The organism is Rhodococcus sp. SMB37, assembly GCF_004345605.1.
Taxonomy (GTDB): domain Bacteria; phylum Actinomycetota; class Actinomycetes; order Mycobacteriales; family Mycobacteriaceae; genus Rhodococcus.
Map to the genome: position 1 here is coordinate 63,935 of NZ_SLVY01000023.1, position 14,814 is coordinate 78,748.

13 protein-coding genes are annotated in these 14,814 nt (G+C 63.6%); 9 read left to right on the forward strand and 4 right to left on the reverse strand.

The window, feature by feature from the left end:
• Position 1: 1 nt before the first annotated feature.
• Both EV641_RS26710 and EV641_RS26715 read left to right on the forward strand, forming a co-directional pair.
• Positions 2-412 carry a hypothetical protein gene (locus EV641_RS26710; protein ID WP_132476118.1) on the forward strand — a complete coding sequence of 137 codons (411 nt, stop codon included), beginning with the start codon at positions 2-4 and terminating at the stop codon, positions 410-412.
• A gap of 54 nt (positions 413-466) precedes the next feature.
• Positions 467-742, forward strand: a complete 276-nt coding sequence (locus EV641_RS26715; RefSeq protein WP_132476120.1) for a hypothetical protein — start codon at positions 467-469, stop codon at positions 740-742.
• 377 nt (positions 743-1,119) lie between these two features.
• Here the strand turns inward: EV641_RS26715 and EV641_RS26720 are convergent, their stop codons facing one another.
• On the reverse strand, positions 1,120-1,449 hold the full coding sequence (locus EV641_RS26720; protein ID WP_132476123.1) for a hypothetical protein: 330 nt from the start codon (positions 1,447-1,449) through the stop codon (positions 1,120-1,122).
• A 1,555-nt stretch (positions 1,450-3,004) separates the two neighbouring features.
• On the opposite strand from EV641_RS26720, the gene EV641_RS26730 reads away from it, so the two are divergent.
• The 4 genes from EV641_RS26730 (at position 3,005) to EV641_RS26745 (ending at position 7,725) form a co-directional block, all read left to right on the forward strand.
• A complete protein-coding gene (locus EV641_RS26730; protein WP_054715497.1) occupies positions 3,005-3,418 on the forward strand; it encodes a cupin domain-containing protein in 414 nt (137 codons plus the stop codon).
• Positions 3,415-5,283 carry an FAD/NAD(P)-binding protein gene (locus tag EV641_RS26735; protein WP_132476129.1) on the forward strand — a complete coding sequence of 623 codons (1,869 nt, stop codon included), beginning with the start codon at positions 3,415-3,417 and terminating at the stop codon, positions 5,281-5,283. The genes EV641_RS26730 and EV641_RS26735 overlap by 4 nt, the downstream gene beginning before the upstream one ends.
• Before the next feature lie 29 nt (positions 5,284-5,312).
• Positions 5,313-6,854: an acyl-CoA synthetase gene (locus tag EV641_RS26740; RefSeq protein ID WP_132476132.1), complete on the forward strand. Its 1,542-nt coding sequence runs from the start codon at positions 5,313-5,315 to the stop codon at positions 6,852-6,854.
• 268 nt (positions 6,855-7,122) lie between these two features.
• The gene (locus tag EV641_RS26745; RefSeq protein ID WP_054715509.1) at positions 7,123-7,725 is read left to right on the forward strand and encodes a CGNR zinc finger domain-containing protein; all 603 of its coding nucleotides are present in this window, start codon (positions 7,123-7,125) and stop codon (positions 7,723-7,725) included.
• 228 nt (positions 7,726-7,953) lie between these two features.
• Here EV641_RS26745 and EV641_RS26750 read toward each other — a convergent pair whose 3' ends face one another.
• Positions 7,954-9,192: an MFS transporter gene (locus EV641_RS26750; protein WP_132476135.1), complete on the reverse strand. Its 1,239-nt coding sequence runs from the start codon at positions 9,190-9,192 to the stop codon at positions 7,954-7,956.
• A gap of 97 nt (positions 9,193-9,289) precedes the next feature.
• Here EV641_RS26750 and EV641_RS26755 point away from each other — a divergent pair, with 97 nt between their 5' ends.
• From EV641_RS26755 to EV641_RS26765, 3 genes are all read left to right on the forward strand, one after another.
• A complete protein-coding gene (locus tag EV641_RS26755) occupies positions 9,290-9,910 on the forward strand; it encodes a CGNR zinc finger domain-containing protein (RefSeq protein WP_241997492.1) in 621 nt (206 codons plus the stop codon).
• A 375-nt stretch (positions 9,911-10,285) separates the two neighbouring features.
• On the forward strand, positions 10,286-10,579 hold the full coding sequence (locus tag EV641_RS26760) for a hypothetical protein (protein WP_054715528.1): 294 nt from the start codon (positions 10,286-10,288) through the stop codon (positions 10,577-10,579).
• Positions 10,580-10,682: 103 nt separating this feature from the next.
• Positions 10,683-12,191, forward strand: a complete 1,509-nt coding sequence (locus EV641_RS26765) for an IS1634 family transposase (RefSeq protein WP_132476138.1) — start codon at positions 10,683-10,685, stop codon at positions 12,189-12,191.
• Between the two features lie 185 nt (positions 12,192-12,376).
• On the opposite strand, the gene EV641_RS26770 is transcribed toward EV641_RS26765, so the two are convergent.
• Positions 12,377-12,712: a helix-turn-helix transcriptional regulator gene (locus EV641_RS26770; RefSeq protein ID WP_132476141.1), complete on the reverse strand. Its 336-nt coding sequence runs from the start codon at positions 12,710-12,712 to the stop codon at positions 12,377-12,379.
• Positions 12,709-13,752 carry a site-specific integrase gene (locus tag EV641_RS26775; RefSeq protein ID WP_132476165.1) on the reverse strand — a complete coding sequence of 348 codons (1,044 nt, stop codon included), beginning with the start codon at positions 13,750-13,752 and terminating at the stop codon, positions 12,709-12,711. The genes EV641_RS26770 and EV641_RS26775 overlap by 4 nt, the downstream gene beginning before the upstream one ends.
• Positions 13,753-14,814: the final 1,062 nt, after the last annotated feature.

Consider the following 14,814-nt stretch of genomic DNA (forward strand, 5'->3'; position numbering starts at 1 on the left):
GGTGTCCCCGGTCAGCGCGAGTCAGGGGGAGGGATCGGAGTTCTTCGAAGGTGGCGCCGGTGAACAGCAGAGTGGCCAGCGCGGCGGCATGTGCGGGGTTGGCGGCGTGTGCCCGGATCGCGGTGACGACTCGGTCGGTGATCGCGATGGTGCTCAATCCCGGACCGACCATGTGCGCCAGGTTCGGTGGCAGCGTCAGCGGCAGACCATGCTGCTCGAATGCGGCCTGGGCGCCGCGGAGCCGGGCGAGGGTGTGGTTGCGGCCGGGACTGTCGGCGACGAGGTCACCGAGGAACCGGTAGAGGCCGACGGCGGTGTGCCAGCGGCGGATTCGACGGAGGGGGATCGTGCCGTAGAGCGTGCGCAGGTGGGTGCGCGGTGCGGGCAGGTAGGCGAGCATCCGCTGCGGTAGGTCGGGAGCCGTGCCGCAACGGGTCAACCGGCGATCGGTCATTTCGGCGGCCTGGTGGTAGACCGCGGCGACGCGGGTGTAGTCGGCGTGCGGGAGTGCGGCGGCCGCGTCGGTGAGGAAGACGGCGGCGTCGCTGCCGGGCACTGCGGGCAGCTCAGCAGTGTCCGCCGGCGTCGGGGTGTCGCGGTGTGGGGGAGCCAGGCGACCGATGAGGGAAGCCAGGTCATCGGTGATGTGGAGGCGCACCCCGGCCGGCATCTCGAGGTGGGAGATGAGCGGGTCGCGGGAATGCCAGACGAGCACCAGGTGCACGCCGGTGTCGTGACGTAGCCGAAGCAGACGGGCGTGCTGCTCGGGCGACAGGTGATGGGCGCGCAACACGATCAGGTGCCGGATGCCGTCGCCGCGGACCCATGCGGTCACTGCCCGCCACGCCGAGTCCGGGCCAGTCGCTCCTTCTGCTCCGGCGCGGTCGAGCGAGTGCCCGAGCGTGAGCAGCAGGTCGTGGGCGAGTGTGGCCGCGGACGAGATCCCGTGGGTCGGGTGCAGGGTCACCACCGCGGACGCAGGGTCGTGGATTTCCAACAGGGTGTGGGTCAGGTGTGCGTCATCATCCGGGTCGAGGAGCACCGTGACCGAGGTGAGGGTGTCGTCGTCGGCCGAGAGTTCGGTGCCCGGCGGCAGCGCCGGGCGGTGAGGTCGTTGCGTCACCCGCTGCGGCCGGCCATTTTCGCGAACACCGAGCCGAGCACCTCACGGTCGACCTGGTCGCGGTCGAGGCGCTGCAGCGCACGGACGGTGTGCGCGGTGAGTTTGGCCCAGGACCGGAAGTTGCCGTGTCCGGCGTGCGCGTCGGGGAAGGAGAGGATGTCCGGATCGGTGTGCTCCCACACCGGGTGGAACGCCGGAATCACCCGGAGTATCTGCTCGGATTGCCGCGCCAGTAGGCCAGGCGTACCCGCAGGTCGTCGTCGAGCTGGAACCGGCGCCGCGGTACCGGCGCGGCCCCGGCTCGACGGGCGGCCAACCACCGCCATACCGTCCGCTCCGCGTTGGTGCGCTCAACCGGACATGATCGCTCGTGAGCTCACCGCGCTCATCGAGTGCGGCAAGCCGTTCTGCTGCGGCCTGGCGGAGTGCCCGCGCGTTCGCATTGACCACCAGCGGACCTTCCGGGCCTTGCTGGTTACCTGGACATTGCTATTCGAACACGACGAAGCGGGCACTGACATCGAAATGGGAATCGCTACTGACATTCCGGTGGGAATTCTCAGCTTCCGGATCTGGTGTCCTCGGCCTACCGTCGGACTCTCACACACCGTGACGAGACGAGCACACTGTTCGACATTGTGGAGAAACGAGTGCACTTCGTGCAGCCGGTGGAGTAGCCACCCCAGAAACAGAGCAGCCCCCGGCTGCCGTATCTACACCAAGGGCCAGACCGACTGTCGAGGCTTACGCCCGGAGGGCCGGTTCCTTGCTCACATTCAAGCTAACACACGTCGAGCGTGTACTCATCCCGCATGTCGGCCACGCCACCGGAGGAACTGATGGATACGCCGATCGGGCCTCGACTTCCTTGGATCTCGACTCCACCGATTCTCATCCAGCGTCAAGTGTCCCTCGTTTACCACGAGAGCGTGCTGCTTGACGATCGTCTTTCAGGACACCCGGAGCGCCACCCGATTCGGTCCGGAGTGGGACACTATGCACCGTTGTTCGGACAGTCCCTCTACCGCAGTTGCGTCTCCTCAAACCACATGGTGGTGAGCCTACGGTCATGGATCATGGACACGTCTCAGATCGCGCCACAGGCACGTCAGGTGGCCCGTGTTCGGCGAGGCTGCGCGTGGCGGACCGGCCAGTGTCGGGCGACTCGAACGCGGTTCCCGCAGGCATCGGTGCACCAGAGTCGCCGTTCGACATATGGAACGAAGTAGTGCAGGCACTCGGTGTTTGCACAGCGGCGGAGACCTAGTCGAGGAGGCGCGCTGAGTGCTACGGCTGCAGAGTCGATGACGGCCTGGCGAAAGGATTCGAACAGCGATGAGTTCGCACTGACGGTGATCTTTCCGGCAGCGAGATGGAATCGCGCTGGAGTGCGCTGCTGGTTCAGGTATCCCAAGCAGTGGACGGTCTCCTCTGTCGCTGCGGTTCCGGCGGTGTACACGTCGGCCAGGTGAGCAATTGCGTGTCTGGTATTGCGCAGCAGGAGGAGTCGCCGCGCGTCGACTCCCCATACACAGTCGGCTCTGCCAAGTTGAGTTCCCGCGGCCTCCAGCCACATCTGGGTACTACGGATATCAGAAAGTTGGTCGATCACGTTTCCCCGGAAGTTCGTTCGGGTGTTGATCAGGTTCACCGCCAGCGGTTGCTCGGAACACAGCGAGAGGTGAGCCGGTGCGGAATTTTTGGCCATGATCCCCCTTCCCCGCAAGAGACTAACGGGTGTCCCATTAGTCGTCTATTGGAGGTCAGCGGCGCCGCAGCCGAGTTATCGAGGGATTTCCGATGGCGCAGTTGAACGGAGCTGCCTAGTTTCCTGACGTGCCGATAACTCGGCGCCATTCATTCGCAATCAGGGGGAAATCCATGCCCAATATCGAGGTCATCAGCAACGTGTTCCGGTCAGGATTCGACCTGACAGAACTGGACTGGACGACATGGAGCGAGCCAGGTCGATCCGGGGTACAGCGTTACCCGTTGTGGGTACCCTCCGAGACGGAGGATTCCGTGGGGATGCTTGTGCGGTATCCGGCGGGCGCACACGGGGACTACCACGAGCACCTGGGGTACGAGCTCATGCTGGTTCTTCACGGAACCCTCGAACATAGCAATGGGCAGCGTTTCGTGACCGGCGATTTGATCGTCGAGGAGCCCGGCACCTTCCATCGGATGGCCACTGTCGAGGGCGCTACCATTCTTGCAATCCGCACCAAGCCAACGGACCCTAAGCCGGAGAAGGCCCCGGAGTTGCCGGCCACGATCCTCGAGGCACAGCGTTGAGCACGACCCAGACGGCAGTGGCCACCGTCCCCGACGACGTCAGCGGACAGCGGGGACGCATCGCCGTCGTCGGTGCCGGTCCGCGTGGAATATCGGTGGTTGAGCAGCTGATTATGCATGCTGATGAGTCGGTCAGGATCGACGTCTACGACTCTCGCTTGGTCGGAGCCGGCCGGATCTGGCACCCCGAGCAGAGCAAACACCTGCTGATGAACACCCACGCCGGTGAAGTATCGATCTTCGCCGGGCCGATGGATGACGGGCCGGCCCGCGCCGGGGCAGGTCCGTCGTTGCAGCAATGGCTCGTCCCTGACGACGGTGTGTACAGCGGTTATGCCCCACGCGCCGACTATGGGCGGTACCTACGGTTCGCCTTCGACTCTTTCGTCGAGAATGCACCGGACTTCGTCGAGATCACCGAACATCACGACACGGTCGTGGCGGTGCGGCGACATGGCGAGAACGCGTTCACTTTGCGCACTCGTTCCGGCCACGTCCGCGTCTACGATGCAGTCGTACTCGCCACCGGCCATCCCCAGCCAAAGGCGGCAGACTTCATCAGCACCCGGAAACCCGGATCCACTCGGATCTTGAGCGGCGACTCAGCAGCGGACCTGCCTCTCGACGAAATCAAGCCAGGCCAGGCAATCGCGACCATGGGAATGGGGCTTGCGTTTCATGACGTCGTGGCCCTACTCACCCAGGGGCGGGGTGGACTCTTCCGGACCGGATCAGATGGGGCACTTGAGTATGCACCCAGCGGGGAGGAGCCCGTCATCACCGGCGTCTCGCGATCGGGACTCCCGATCCCCAGTCGGGGCCGCAACCAGAAGCCTGGCGACTTCCGGTTCACTCCCCGACTCTGCACGGTCGAGAGAATGAGAGCCCTACGCGCCTGCGGCAGACAAGTCGACTTCACCCGCGAAGTCGGACCATGGATCCGGGCCGAAGCGGCAGTCACCTTCTGTCTGACGACGATTGCGCTGGGTTCTCAACCAGCGCGTGCAGGTGAGTTCATCGATCGGCTCGGCGGGATTGATGAGTCGGATCCCGCGGAGTCGTTGTATCGGATCGCCGCTGAATTCGGTGTGCGTGAGCGATTTCCTTCGATGAAGTCGCTGGCACGCCCCTTCGAGGGAATGCAGTTTTCCTCCCGAGGACAGTGGATGGACGCACTCGCCGCTCACCTCCAAGCCGACCTCGATCACGCACGCGAAGGAAACGTCACGAACCCGCTGAAAGCGGCCCTGGATACGCTCCGAGATCTGAGACCTTCCATCCGCGCGGTCGTCGACAACGGCGGACTGACGCCTGATAGTCACGAGCACGGATTCCTGGGTGAGTTCGTCCCCCAGTATTCCTTGCTTGTAGCTGGGCCACCTCCGCGGCGCATCGAGGAGTTGCTGGCGCTGATGCGCGCGCGAGTCGTCTCTATGGCCGGTCCGCAGGCCCGGATCGTCGAGGACGGACATGAACTCGCGGTGCAGTCTCCGGCGGTACCCGGCTCGGTCACGATCGAACGTGTCATCGACGCGCGGATCCCCCGATACGAAGCCGGTCGATGCAGTTCCCCGCTTTTCCCGCAATTGCTTGCCGACGGTCTTGTCCGGCGTTTCCGTCATGTCGGTGCCGAGGTATCGACCGAGACCGGTGCTTGTGAGACCGATCCCGACACCGCGGGTGCAATCGGAGCCGATGGCACGCCCGTGAGGGGACTGTTCCTGCTCGGGATCCCGACAGAGCGGCAACGCTGGTTCACACAGATCGGCAACGGGCGCCCTGGGGTGCGCAGTGGATTCACGGTCGACGCAGAGCGTGTCGCCCGTTCAGCGCTCGCAACCGTCGCTAAGGTGGTCCGCCCGTGAGCGCCCGCGGCAAAGTTGACGATAGATCCGTGCAGTCGTTCGCAGCGGCTCGCAGGACGCTCATGGCGAACTACGACCACCCGGAGCGACTCACAGACTTCTGCTTCCCGGAGGTGGTGAACTTCAACTGGGCACGCGACTGGTTCGACTTCTACGCCGCCTCCTGTAGTGACATCGCTGCCGCGGGACCGTCATTGTCCGGGACATGGCGGGAAGTGTCCTATCGATTGTTGAAATCGACCTCACAGGAGGTGTCCGCGGTCCTGCTGCGCGACGGTGTGTCCCCGGGTGATCGAATCATGATCGACATGACCGCCTCGGTCGATTTGTATGCCGTGCTGCTGGGCATCTTGCGGATCGGCGGGGTCGTGATCCCCGTTCATCACGGCTTGCATCCTGATGCTCTGGCCGAACGGCATGCAGTGGCACGGCCGAGCCGGGTGATCTCCGATCGGGGTGGGGGTCTGACCGGTGCGCTAGGTGCCGACACCCTGGTGCGGTGGCACGAGACGTCACGTCAGCTGCCTGATCTGGACCTGTCCGCGGATGCACCTGCATTCGGTTGCTTCACTTCCGGTACTACGGGGGCACCGAAGCTCGCGCTGCATAGCAACCGCTCGCACTCGGTAGCACATCTGGCAAGCCTTTACTGGAATCGTCTCGACGTCGGGCAGCGGCACTTGAACATCAGTAGCCCCGGCTGGGCGAAGTTCTTCTGGAGCTCGTTCCTTGTTCCGCTGACTGCGGGAGCCACAGTGGTCGTGCGGCCGGAGTGGCTCGGACCGGCGGAGTTCGAGGACTTCGTTGCCGAGCACGATGTCTCATCCGTGTGTGCGCCTGTGGTCTTCCTGCGGGAAACCTTGAGTCGAGCTAGCGGGTCGATCCGCCTGGATGATCTGACCTCGGTCGGCGAGATCGTGCCGGAGCGCCTTCGGCAGGATGCTCACCGTGCATGGGGCGTACGGCTACGAGAAGGGTTTGGTCAAACCGAGGCGACGGCAATGCTCGGTGAGCTTGCTGCGCGGCCAGGTCGGTGGAGTGTGTTGCCTGGCTACCGAATCGAGTTGGCCATGGCCGAGGGGGAACCTGCTCCGCGCCTGAACTTCGGTGCCCTCGCGGGCGGTTCGTTCCTCGGTTATCTCCGGGAAGATGGCACGCTCACACCGCCTGTACTGACACCGGCCGGTATGCAATGGACAGGTGACTACGCCACCGGCGCCCTGACGGATGGAACCCTGCGATTACTCGGACGCGGCGACGACGTTTTCCGCAGCAACGGGCACCTCGTCGCTCCCGCAGAGCTGGAAGTCCTGTTCGAGCGGCATCCGGCGGTTCGGTCGGCAGCGGTAGTGCCGGCCGAAACGACCGATCGTGGCCTGGTGCCCGTAGCGTTCGTAGTGGCGGACCACGGGTCCGAGGCATTCGACGACGCCGAGGTGTTGCGATGGGTCAACGAGCGATTGCCCGGCGAGGTGGATGTAGTGTCGCTGACCGTGATCGAACAACTCCCACGTTCGATCAACGGCAAGATCCAACGATCTCGTCTCTCCCAAGCGGCCTACCAGAAGTAGGAGGGATTTCGAGGCGTCGTTGATGCAGTTGCCGACGCTCCAATGTCGACCGCACGGCGGCGGTCCCGCTGTGTGCGGGATGAACACCCATCCCGGGGCCGTCGCCACGGTCGTTCTGGCGGCCCCAGCAGATGGGGGGAGGGTAGGGAACGGTAGTGGTGAGATTCTGCAGCGAGCTGAAGATCATCGATGATGGCTAATCCATTGACCGTGTTTTCCAAAGGTAGATTGGACCGACACGCGGCATCCCGCCGAAGGAGGACCGAGCATGCGGACGCAGTACGTTAAGAACGGCGTCCTGGTCAGGCCTCTCGAGAAGCCCGCCACGAACTTTCTCAGTACTCGTTTCTACGACGGTCGTCGAATTGTGGACGTGCTCGACTCCCGGGATGCTACTCAAGTCTGGATGCGCACCCTCTCCGAGGAGATCCGCTTTCCCCGCGTCCCGTTCATTCCGACTGATGAGCAGCTCGGGTGGCTCCGGCAACTGCGCTATACGATCGAATCGGTCTACCGCGACACCATTGACGGTGAGCTCGCCCCTGCTTCAGCGCACCTTCAAGGTGTACTCGACCGGGTCCGTATCCGTCCCGACATTGTCAGTGGCAAGGATTATCTGCAAGCCAGTTGGGGAGACACGTCGGGTGATCCCTTCGACGACCTGGCTGCAGAGATCGCGGTGACCGCCCTGATCGCGGTGACCGGATTCCCTGCCACTCTGCTACGCAGATGCGAGGCACCGCGCTGCGTGCTGTATTTCACCCGCTACAACCCCCGCCAACACTGGTGCAGTGACATCTGCGGCAATCGAGTACGCGTGGCCCGTTCCACGAGAGCCGACCGCACAGCTGGCGCAGGGAACGTTTCCTGAACCTCCCCGGGCGGCACACCGGGCACCATCGATGTCGGGCTTGTGACCACCCCTGCCGCTCCATGGAAGCGATGAAACGTCGCGTGTGACAACATTTCGCGTAATCGATCGCCCATCGACAGGATTGCAGCATTCACCCATGCGGTCGGCGACAGTCGAAACTCGGAGCCCGCACCCACTGTGGCGACCAAAGGCACAGTCGGCGCGGGCCGGATCGACAATGGGAACTCAGCTCGGCTGCATCGCCGGCTGACGTGCTGCTACTCGCTGCTCTCGAATGAACCAGGTCAGGACGGTCGACACGAGCAGTACCGCAGCACCGCTGAGGAAAGAGGTGCTGTAACTGCCAGTGGCATCATGGAGCACGCCACCGTTCAGCACACCGAGCGCAGCGAACAGTTGGTGGATCAGCCAGGTCGAGCCGAGAATCCCGCCCATGGCGGTCCCACCGAAACGATCCGCGATCAATCCCGTGGTCAGCGGGATCACGGGGAACGAGGACAGACCGAAAAGAACGACGGCAACTGTGAGGAGCTCTCCGGTGCCGGCGAAAGCCAGCACGAGGAAGCTCACGATGCGTACGAGATGCAATGCCAGCAGGGGGCGGCGCTTGCCCCATCGTTTGGCGGCCCATTGACCGGTAGCCCACATCGAGGCCGCGCTGCACACTGCGACGAGCGCCATCAGCCATCCGCCGGCAGAGGTCCCGAGCCCCAGCTCCACCGCGAGTTTGGGCATGTGGGTGGTGAACATGTAGAGCGAATAGCCGCATCCCGCGAAGCTGAGGCCGATCAGCCAGAACTGAGGATCTTTCAGTGCCTGGTGAAGGCTGGTTGCAGCGAGCGTCGGAGCGGGAGCCTTCTCCGTTTCCAATCCCACATCGCCGGGGTTGTTCCGGGCGCCGAACCAGATGGCCGGAACAACGATCGCGAGCATCACACAGCCGAGGAGCGCGAAGGCAGTTTTCCATCCGAACGCGGAGATCAGAACTCCCGCGAGCGGAAGAAGTAGTAGTTGGCCAGCGTTGATTCCCATCGAACTGATCGCCAGCGCCTGGGGGCGCCGGCGTACGTGCCATCGCGTCACGAGGACCGATGCGGGCATCGAGCTGCATCCGGCGAATCCGATCGCGACGATGATCCCGAAGAGCAGGACGAACTGCCAGAATTCGGTGATGGCCGCGAGAAGAAGGTAAGCCAGTCCCATCAGCGCGGCGCTGGCGGTCATCACCGTTCGTGGGCCAGACCGGTCGATGAGCCTTCCCATGACCGGCTGGGCCAGCCCCCACATGAGGGTGCTCGCTGCGACTGTGCCACTCGTGGCTGCGAGTGACCAACCGAAGTGCCCCATCAAGGGTGGGATGAATTGGCCGATCGCCAAATTCAGTCCGAAGGCGCCTGTCAACGATATGAACGCCACTGCGGTGATGCGTGTGCCCCAGCTGCTGCGCAGTACAGACCCGTCCATGAATCCCCCTAAGCTAATGGATGTGCGTTGTTTTGCCGTTAGTTAGGTATCGCAGCACGAGACCTAACGCAAGTCAAACGGAGATACCATTAGTTCCATGACGCGACAGCCCCCTTCCTCCCCGACTGCGCCACTGAGCGGAGAACCACTCGCCCTGGAATTGGTGAACACCACCTACATCGACGGAGGACTCCGCGGGCATCGTGTCGATGCACTGACCACCACGGACCAGCTCACTGCCTGGGTGACCGAACACGCCGGCCAGTTCAGCGGCGAACTACCCGCTGTTCTCGCGGAACAGGCCTGCACCCCCCGCACCCATGAACAGTTCCTCTCGCTGCGCGAGGCGCTGCGCAGCTGTCTGCATTCCGTGGCCGAGGACTCGGTGCCCAGCGGCGACTCCCTCGCGGCCATCAATGAGTTCAGTCGCTACAGCGCATCTCGCCTGGAAATCTCGCCCGGGAAGCCCGTGGTGGTGACGCGGCGGTGGCAGGTCGACGATCCGTGGCTGATCGCGCTCGGCGAGGTCGCGTCCGACGCGTGCCGTCTGCTGATGCCCGATCGGATCGGCCAGGTGCGGGCATGCCCAGCGCCTGGATGCATCCTCTTCTTCGTCAAGTCCCATCCCCGCCGGGAATGGTGTTCACCGGTGTGCGGGAATCGCGCCCGGGTCGCACGACATGCCCGTGCCGGTAGGCCGACGTCAGAGACGGCCTGATTCGCTCGTCGCAAGTCTCGCGCCAGCGACAACTCCGGGACAACGGCACCATCAGGTCCACCGACCACCCTGTGCCACAGCTCGCCAGCACCGCGATGCGCGAGCCGGTCGTGTTCACCGCCGCGGTGAGGTCATCGAGGGTCATCCCGGACACTGCGACGCTCTCGAGTGACGTCATCACCGCTGGGACGATCCATCCGCTGCGACACGCACCTCCGAGAACTCGCACCCGCGAACCGCAGTCTCGGGCCGGTCCGGAAGCCGCGTCGGCCAGGCGCCGCACCCGAACCACCCGCCGGTAGGCCCACCCGTAAGGTGGGCATCCGCGGCGACTCTGCCTGCAACGACGGGCGTCGTCGATGCAATACTGGCGCGGTGCCGGCCGTCCAGATCGTCCTCAGCGTCTTGACGCTGATCGCGGCCGGAACCAGTGCCTTGCTGGTGTGGCGTGCCAACACTCGCGCCACCGAGCAACGAGAGCAGCAGGCGCGGCGTGAGGAATGGTGGCGCCGGTTCCAGTACGCCACCGAACTCGCCCTCGATATCGACAACGCGCACCGGTCCAACATCGGTGTCCAGCTCGTCCGAGCGATGATCACCAGCTCCCTCACACCTGACTTGCACAGGTCGATGGGCATTTCCGGCTTCGGCTGGCGTTTGTGCTGGTAGTGGATTCGCGGGTCGGGGATATGGGGCACTAATCGGTCGGTAGGATCGCCGGTTGTGGCTGCCTATATCCGCAAGGTTCGGACCGCGTCGGGGGGCGACGGCGGTGCAGATCGCCGCGAAGGACGGGGGCCGCCACAAGATCCTTGAGCACCTCGGTTCCGCCCACACCGAGGGCGAGTTGGCGGCACTGTTGCAGGCGGCCCGGGAAAAGCTGCAGGCCGGCCAGCAGGAACTCGACCTCGACCTCGGCGGTGGTGGGGAACGCGGATCGGTGATCGCGACGAAACGGTCCCGCTGGCTGATCGAGGCGATCGAGACCGGATGGCGACGCCTGGGTCTCGATGCTGTCGACGACGACGCGTTCTTCCAGCTGGTCCTCGGTCGGCTCGTCGAGCCGACATCGATGAGCGACACCAGCCGGGTCGTCGCCGAGATCGGACTGACCCCGGCCCACCGCAACACCTACGCCAACGCATTGAAGCGTTGCGCCACAAGCGATTACCGAGACCGGGTCGCGAAGAAATGTTTCGAGCATGCCGCCGCGACCGGCGGATTGAGCTTGGTGCTCTACGACGTCACCACGCTGTACTTCGAGGCAGAGAAGGAAGACGACCTGCGCAAGGTCGGATATTCGAAGGAACGCAGGGTGGATCCGCAGATCGTGGTAGGCCTGCTCGTCGACCGTACCGGGTTCCCCCTCGAGATCGGCTGCTTCGAAGGGAACAAGGCAGAAACCCATACCATCGTCCCGATCGTCCGGCAGTTCCAGGCCCGCCACGACATCGAGGGCGTCGAGATGGTTGTCGCCGCCGACGCAGGCATGCTCTCCGCCGGCAATCTCAAGGACCTCGACGAGGCCGGACTCAAGTTCATCGTCGGGTCCCGCGTCACCAAAGCCCCCGCCGATCTCGCAAACCATTTCCATTGGAACGGAAATAGTTTCGCTGACGGACAGATAATCGATACGGTCACTCCCCGGCACGCGAAGAGCACCGTCAACAACGTCAACAAGCGCACCGAACCGGTCTGGGGCGCGGCCGGACATCCGAAGTCCTGGCGGGCGGTCTGGCAGTACTCGAAACGACGGGCGGTCCGCGACAATCAGACACTCAACGCCCAGGAGGCCCGGGCCAGGGAGGTCGTCGACGGCGGCACAGCTCCGAAGTCGACGCGGTTCGTCAAGACCACCGCGGGCGGCCGCACCCTCGACACCGCATCTCTCGATCGGGCCCGATCATTGGTCGGGTTGAAGGGCTACGTCACCAACATCCCCGCCACACTGATGGACCCGGGCGAGGTGATCGGCAAGTATCACGACCTTTGGCATGTCGAGCAGTCGTTCCGCATGTCGAAAACCGACCTACGGGCGCGGCCGATGTTCCACCACACCCGCGACGCGATCGAAGCCCACCTCACGGTCGTGTTCACCGCGCTCGCGGTCGCCCGCTACCTGCAGGCCGAGACCGGGGTCTCGATCGGGCGCATCGTGAAAACCCTGCGCCCGCTACAAGAAATCAGCCTGACCATCGCCGGCCACCCCCACACCGCCGCCGACCCGCTCACCGTCGAAGCCGCAGCCATCCTCACCTCGCTGGAACTACCGACACGTTGACCGGGGTACTAAAACTGTGCAAGTCAGGTCCAATCCCGGAAGAAGGCGATCATGCCGGCATCCCGGGCATATTCCACTTCTGCCTACTGCACGGTGGTAGCACCGGCTACACACCACGCCCTCCGGCCACCGCCGGTAGTGTCGAACCTGACGATCGCACCGGGCGCATATTGTCGCCGACATCTTTACTCCGCTGGACGAATCCGTGCCCGCTTCGGCCTGATGGTGCTGTTCAGGTCCACGACGCCACTGTCGCCGGCTGCCACCCGCTTACGGCTCGAGGCCGCCTCGATTCGGAACTGACAAAGATCCTCAACCGAGCATTCGAGCGCATCGCATATCGCGCCCAGCAGAGCGAGGGAGATTCGATCCGGTCGCTGGCCGAGCATTCGATACAGCTGAGACGGGGAGAGGTCGATTCCGCGCTCGATCAACAGCGGCATAATATCCGAAATATTGTTCAGACCCCTCGCTGCCATAATTTCCCGGAGGCGCCATGAGTATTCAACTCGTCTCTTCACGGTTCTGCCTCCTCGTTCCGACCCTGCCGGACTGCTCTTCCTGCAATTCGTTCCAAGGCGTTCTGAACGACACGTTTGCGGTAGTCGGATGATACATCCGTGTATATCGATGTCGTACTCGCATGTTCGTGCCCAACTTGCTCCTGGACAAATCGCGCCTCATAGCCATATTCAATGAGATGGCTCACGTAGGACCTGCGGAGGGAATGGAAGTCGACGCCCGATGCGAGGCCGAGTTCATTCCGGAACTGGTTGAATTTGTTGGACACCGAGCCCAGGGCGATGCGGTTGCTGCGTTCTGTGCACCAGAGCGCGGGGTTGTCCTCACCGGATATCTGGGGCTTGACATCTTCGATCCATTGGACAAGGCTCTCGACCGCCCAATCCATCTCCGGGGTGGTGAGCACACTTCGACGCTTCGGTGGGGAGCCTTTCATTGCCTTCCCGTAGCGCACGTATAACACCCCGTACTGGCCAAAAGAGGGAGCTTTAGGATTGAACCCGAAGTCGATCGTATCGAGCATGCGAACTTCGTTTCTGCGGAGCCCCCATGCATAGGAAACCTTGAGTAACACCGCATCTCTCAAGGCCGCGACGGATCCTTTCCTTCCCTCGGACAGTATGCGTTCGACACGGTTGTCCGCATGATCGAAAAGGTCCTGCACTTCATTCCATGTCAGGGCACGCTTCTTCGGCTGAGCAATCGCGTCCTGGGTGTGGCGAGCTGTATTCCATTCGTGGCAGACCTGGGTCGGGTGGGTTCCGAATCGGTCCTGGCATTCCTCCGGCCATCCGTAGGCCGGATCGACGAGGTAGGCCAGGAACGTCCGGAGCGCCAGTTGATAGCCCAGGAGCGTGCTCTGGGTCAAGCCGCGGATTGCCCGGAGTTCCGTGAAGAAGTCGTCGACATGGGCAGCGGACCACTCCCAAGGCTCGGCACCGGCAAAAGCATGAAATCGGCGAACGATCGCTTCGCGCGAATTGACAGTACCGAAACCGAGATTGCGACTGAGCTGCTGGTTTCGCCATCCGTCGAGCATGGCCTGAAAAACCTGCTCTTCAGGCCGTAACAGTGCCACGCCACCGGCAAGGTGCAGCGAAGCAGTGCCAGGCCCACGGCGATCCGAACGCCCCACGAAAACCTCCTCGCATCATCCGCGAGATATTCGCATAAACTGCGAATCTTGGTCAAGACCTCCAGGCCAGGAGAGTGCAGACGCGGGTCGCCGTCCCCGCGAGCATGCCCCTACGAGAGGGCGCAGCATCAGGCAAACGAGAGTCCCGCAGAACAACCCGGCCAACAAATCCGCTGCTCAGCGTCTACATGAGTGGTCAATCCAGACGGATCGTCGTGCCCCAAAATGGTGGAGTTCATGAATTCGCATGTTCTACGACTCGTGACCCTCCGACATGGATAATCGAGGTTATCCATCATCGACAGTCACGAGTCGCGGGGGATGCGACCCATGACGTCCGCCATCTTGGACGCAATGAGACGTGATCCCGCTGTGAGCCGAAGTGCCGGTGCCGACAGGTCGCCGAGTGCCCATCCGGCGTCTGAATCCGCACGCCGGCGTCGGCTGCACCACATGCGGCGCAGCGGTGCGGTGCTCGCGGGAACGGGAAGGTTGTGCGCACGGACCTTCAGGAGGCCCCGGCGGTGCGTCCACCGGAGACGGTCCCAGGAACCGCCGGCGTGCCGCTGCGCGCAGCCCGTTCGGGTGAGGCGATGATGCATCCGATGAACGAGCCCATCGCCGCAGGTTGACATAATCTAGCTTATCGGCATTTGACACTCACGAATCGTGAAACTTGTGAATCCCTGCTTTTCATCAAAACGGACTCGGGGCGTGCGACTCGAGCCGGCGCGGCAGGTGCCTCGCATCGGGGCTCCGCCGTGCTGGACGCACTGCCCGTTCGGGCTCTGCTCGCGGCTCAGCTGCCGTGAAGAGTGGTCCGGTCCTCGAGAAGGTTGGTGGTGGCCTGTGTCCGGGGTGGGTACGGGGGCAGGGCGCCGTAGTTGTTGATTAGCGACCCTGTGAACTGGGGTTTTCGCTTTATTCGAGGTGCTGTCCGGGCCGGTGGAGCGGGCATGGGGACAG

What these genes read in the sequence shown, in the direction of transcription:
- EV641_RS26750 (WP_132476135.1), bottom strand. Translation starts at nt 9,192, where the DNA reads ATGGACGGGTCTGTACTGCGCAGCAGCTGGGGCACACGCATCACCGCA.
- EV641_RS26720 (WP_132476123.1), bottom strand. Translation starts at nt 1,449, where the DNA reads ATGGCGGTGGTTGGCCGCCCGTCGAGCCGGGGCCGCGCCGGTACCGCG.
- EV641_RS26745 (WP_054715509.1), top strand. Translation starts at nt 7,123, where the DNA reads ATGCGGACGCAGTACGTTAAGAACGGCGTCCTGGTCAGGCCTCTCGAG.
- EV641_RS26775 (WP_132476165.1), bottom strand. Translation starts at nt 13,752, where the DNA reads ATGCTCGACGGATGGCGAAACCAGCAGCTCAGTCGCAATCTCGGTTTC.
- EV641_RS26755 (WP_241997492.1), top strand. Translation starts at nt 9,290, where the DNA reads ATGACGCGACAGCCCCCTTCCTCCCCGACTGCGCCACTGAGCGGAGAA.
- EV641_RS26730 (WP_054715497.1), top strand. Translation starts at nt 3,005, where the DNA reads ATGCCCAATATCGAGGTCATCAGCAACGTGTTCCGGTCAGGATTCGAC.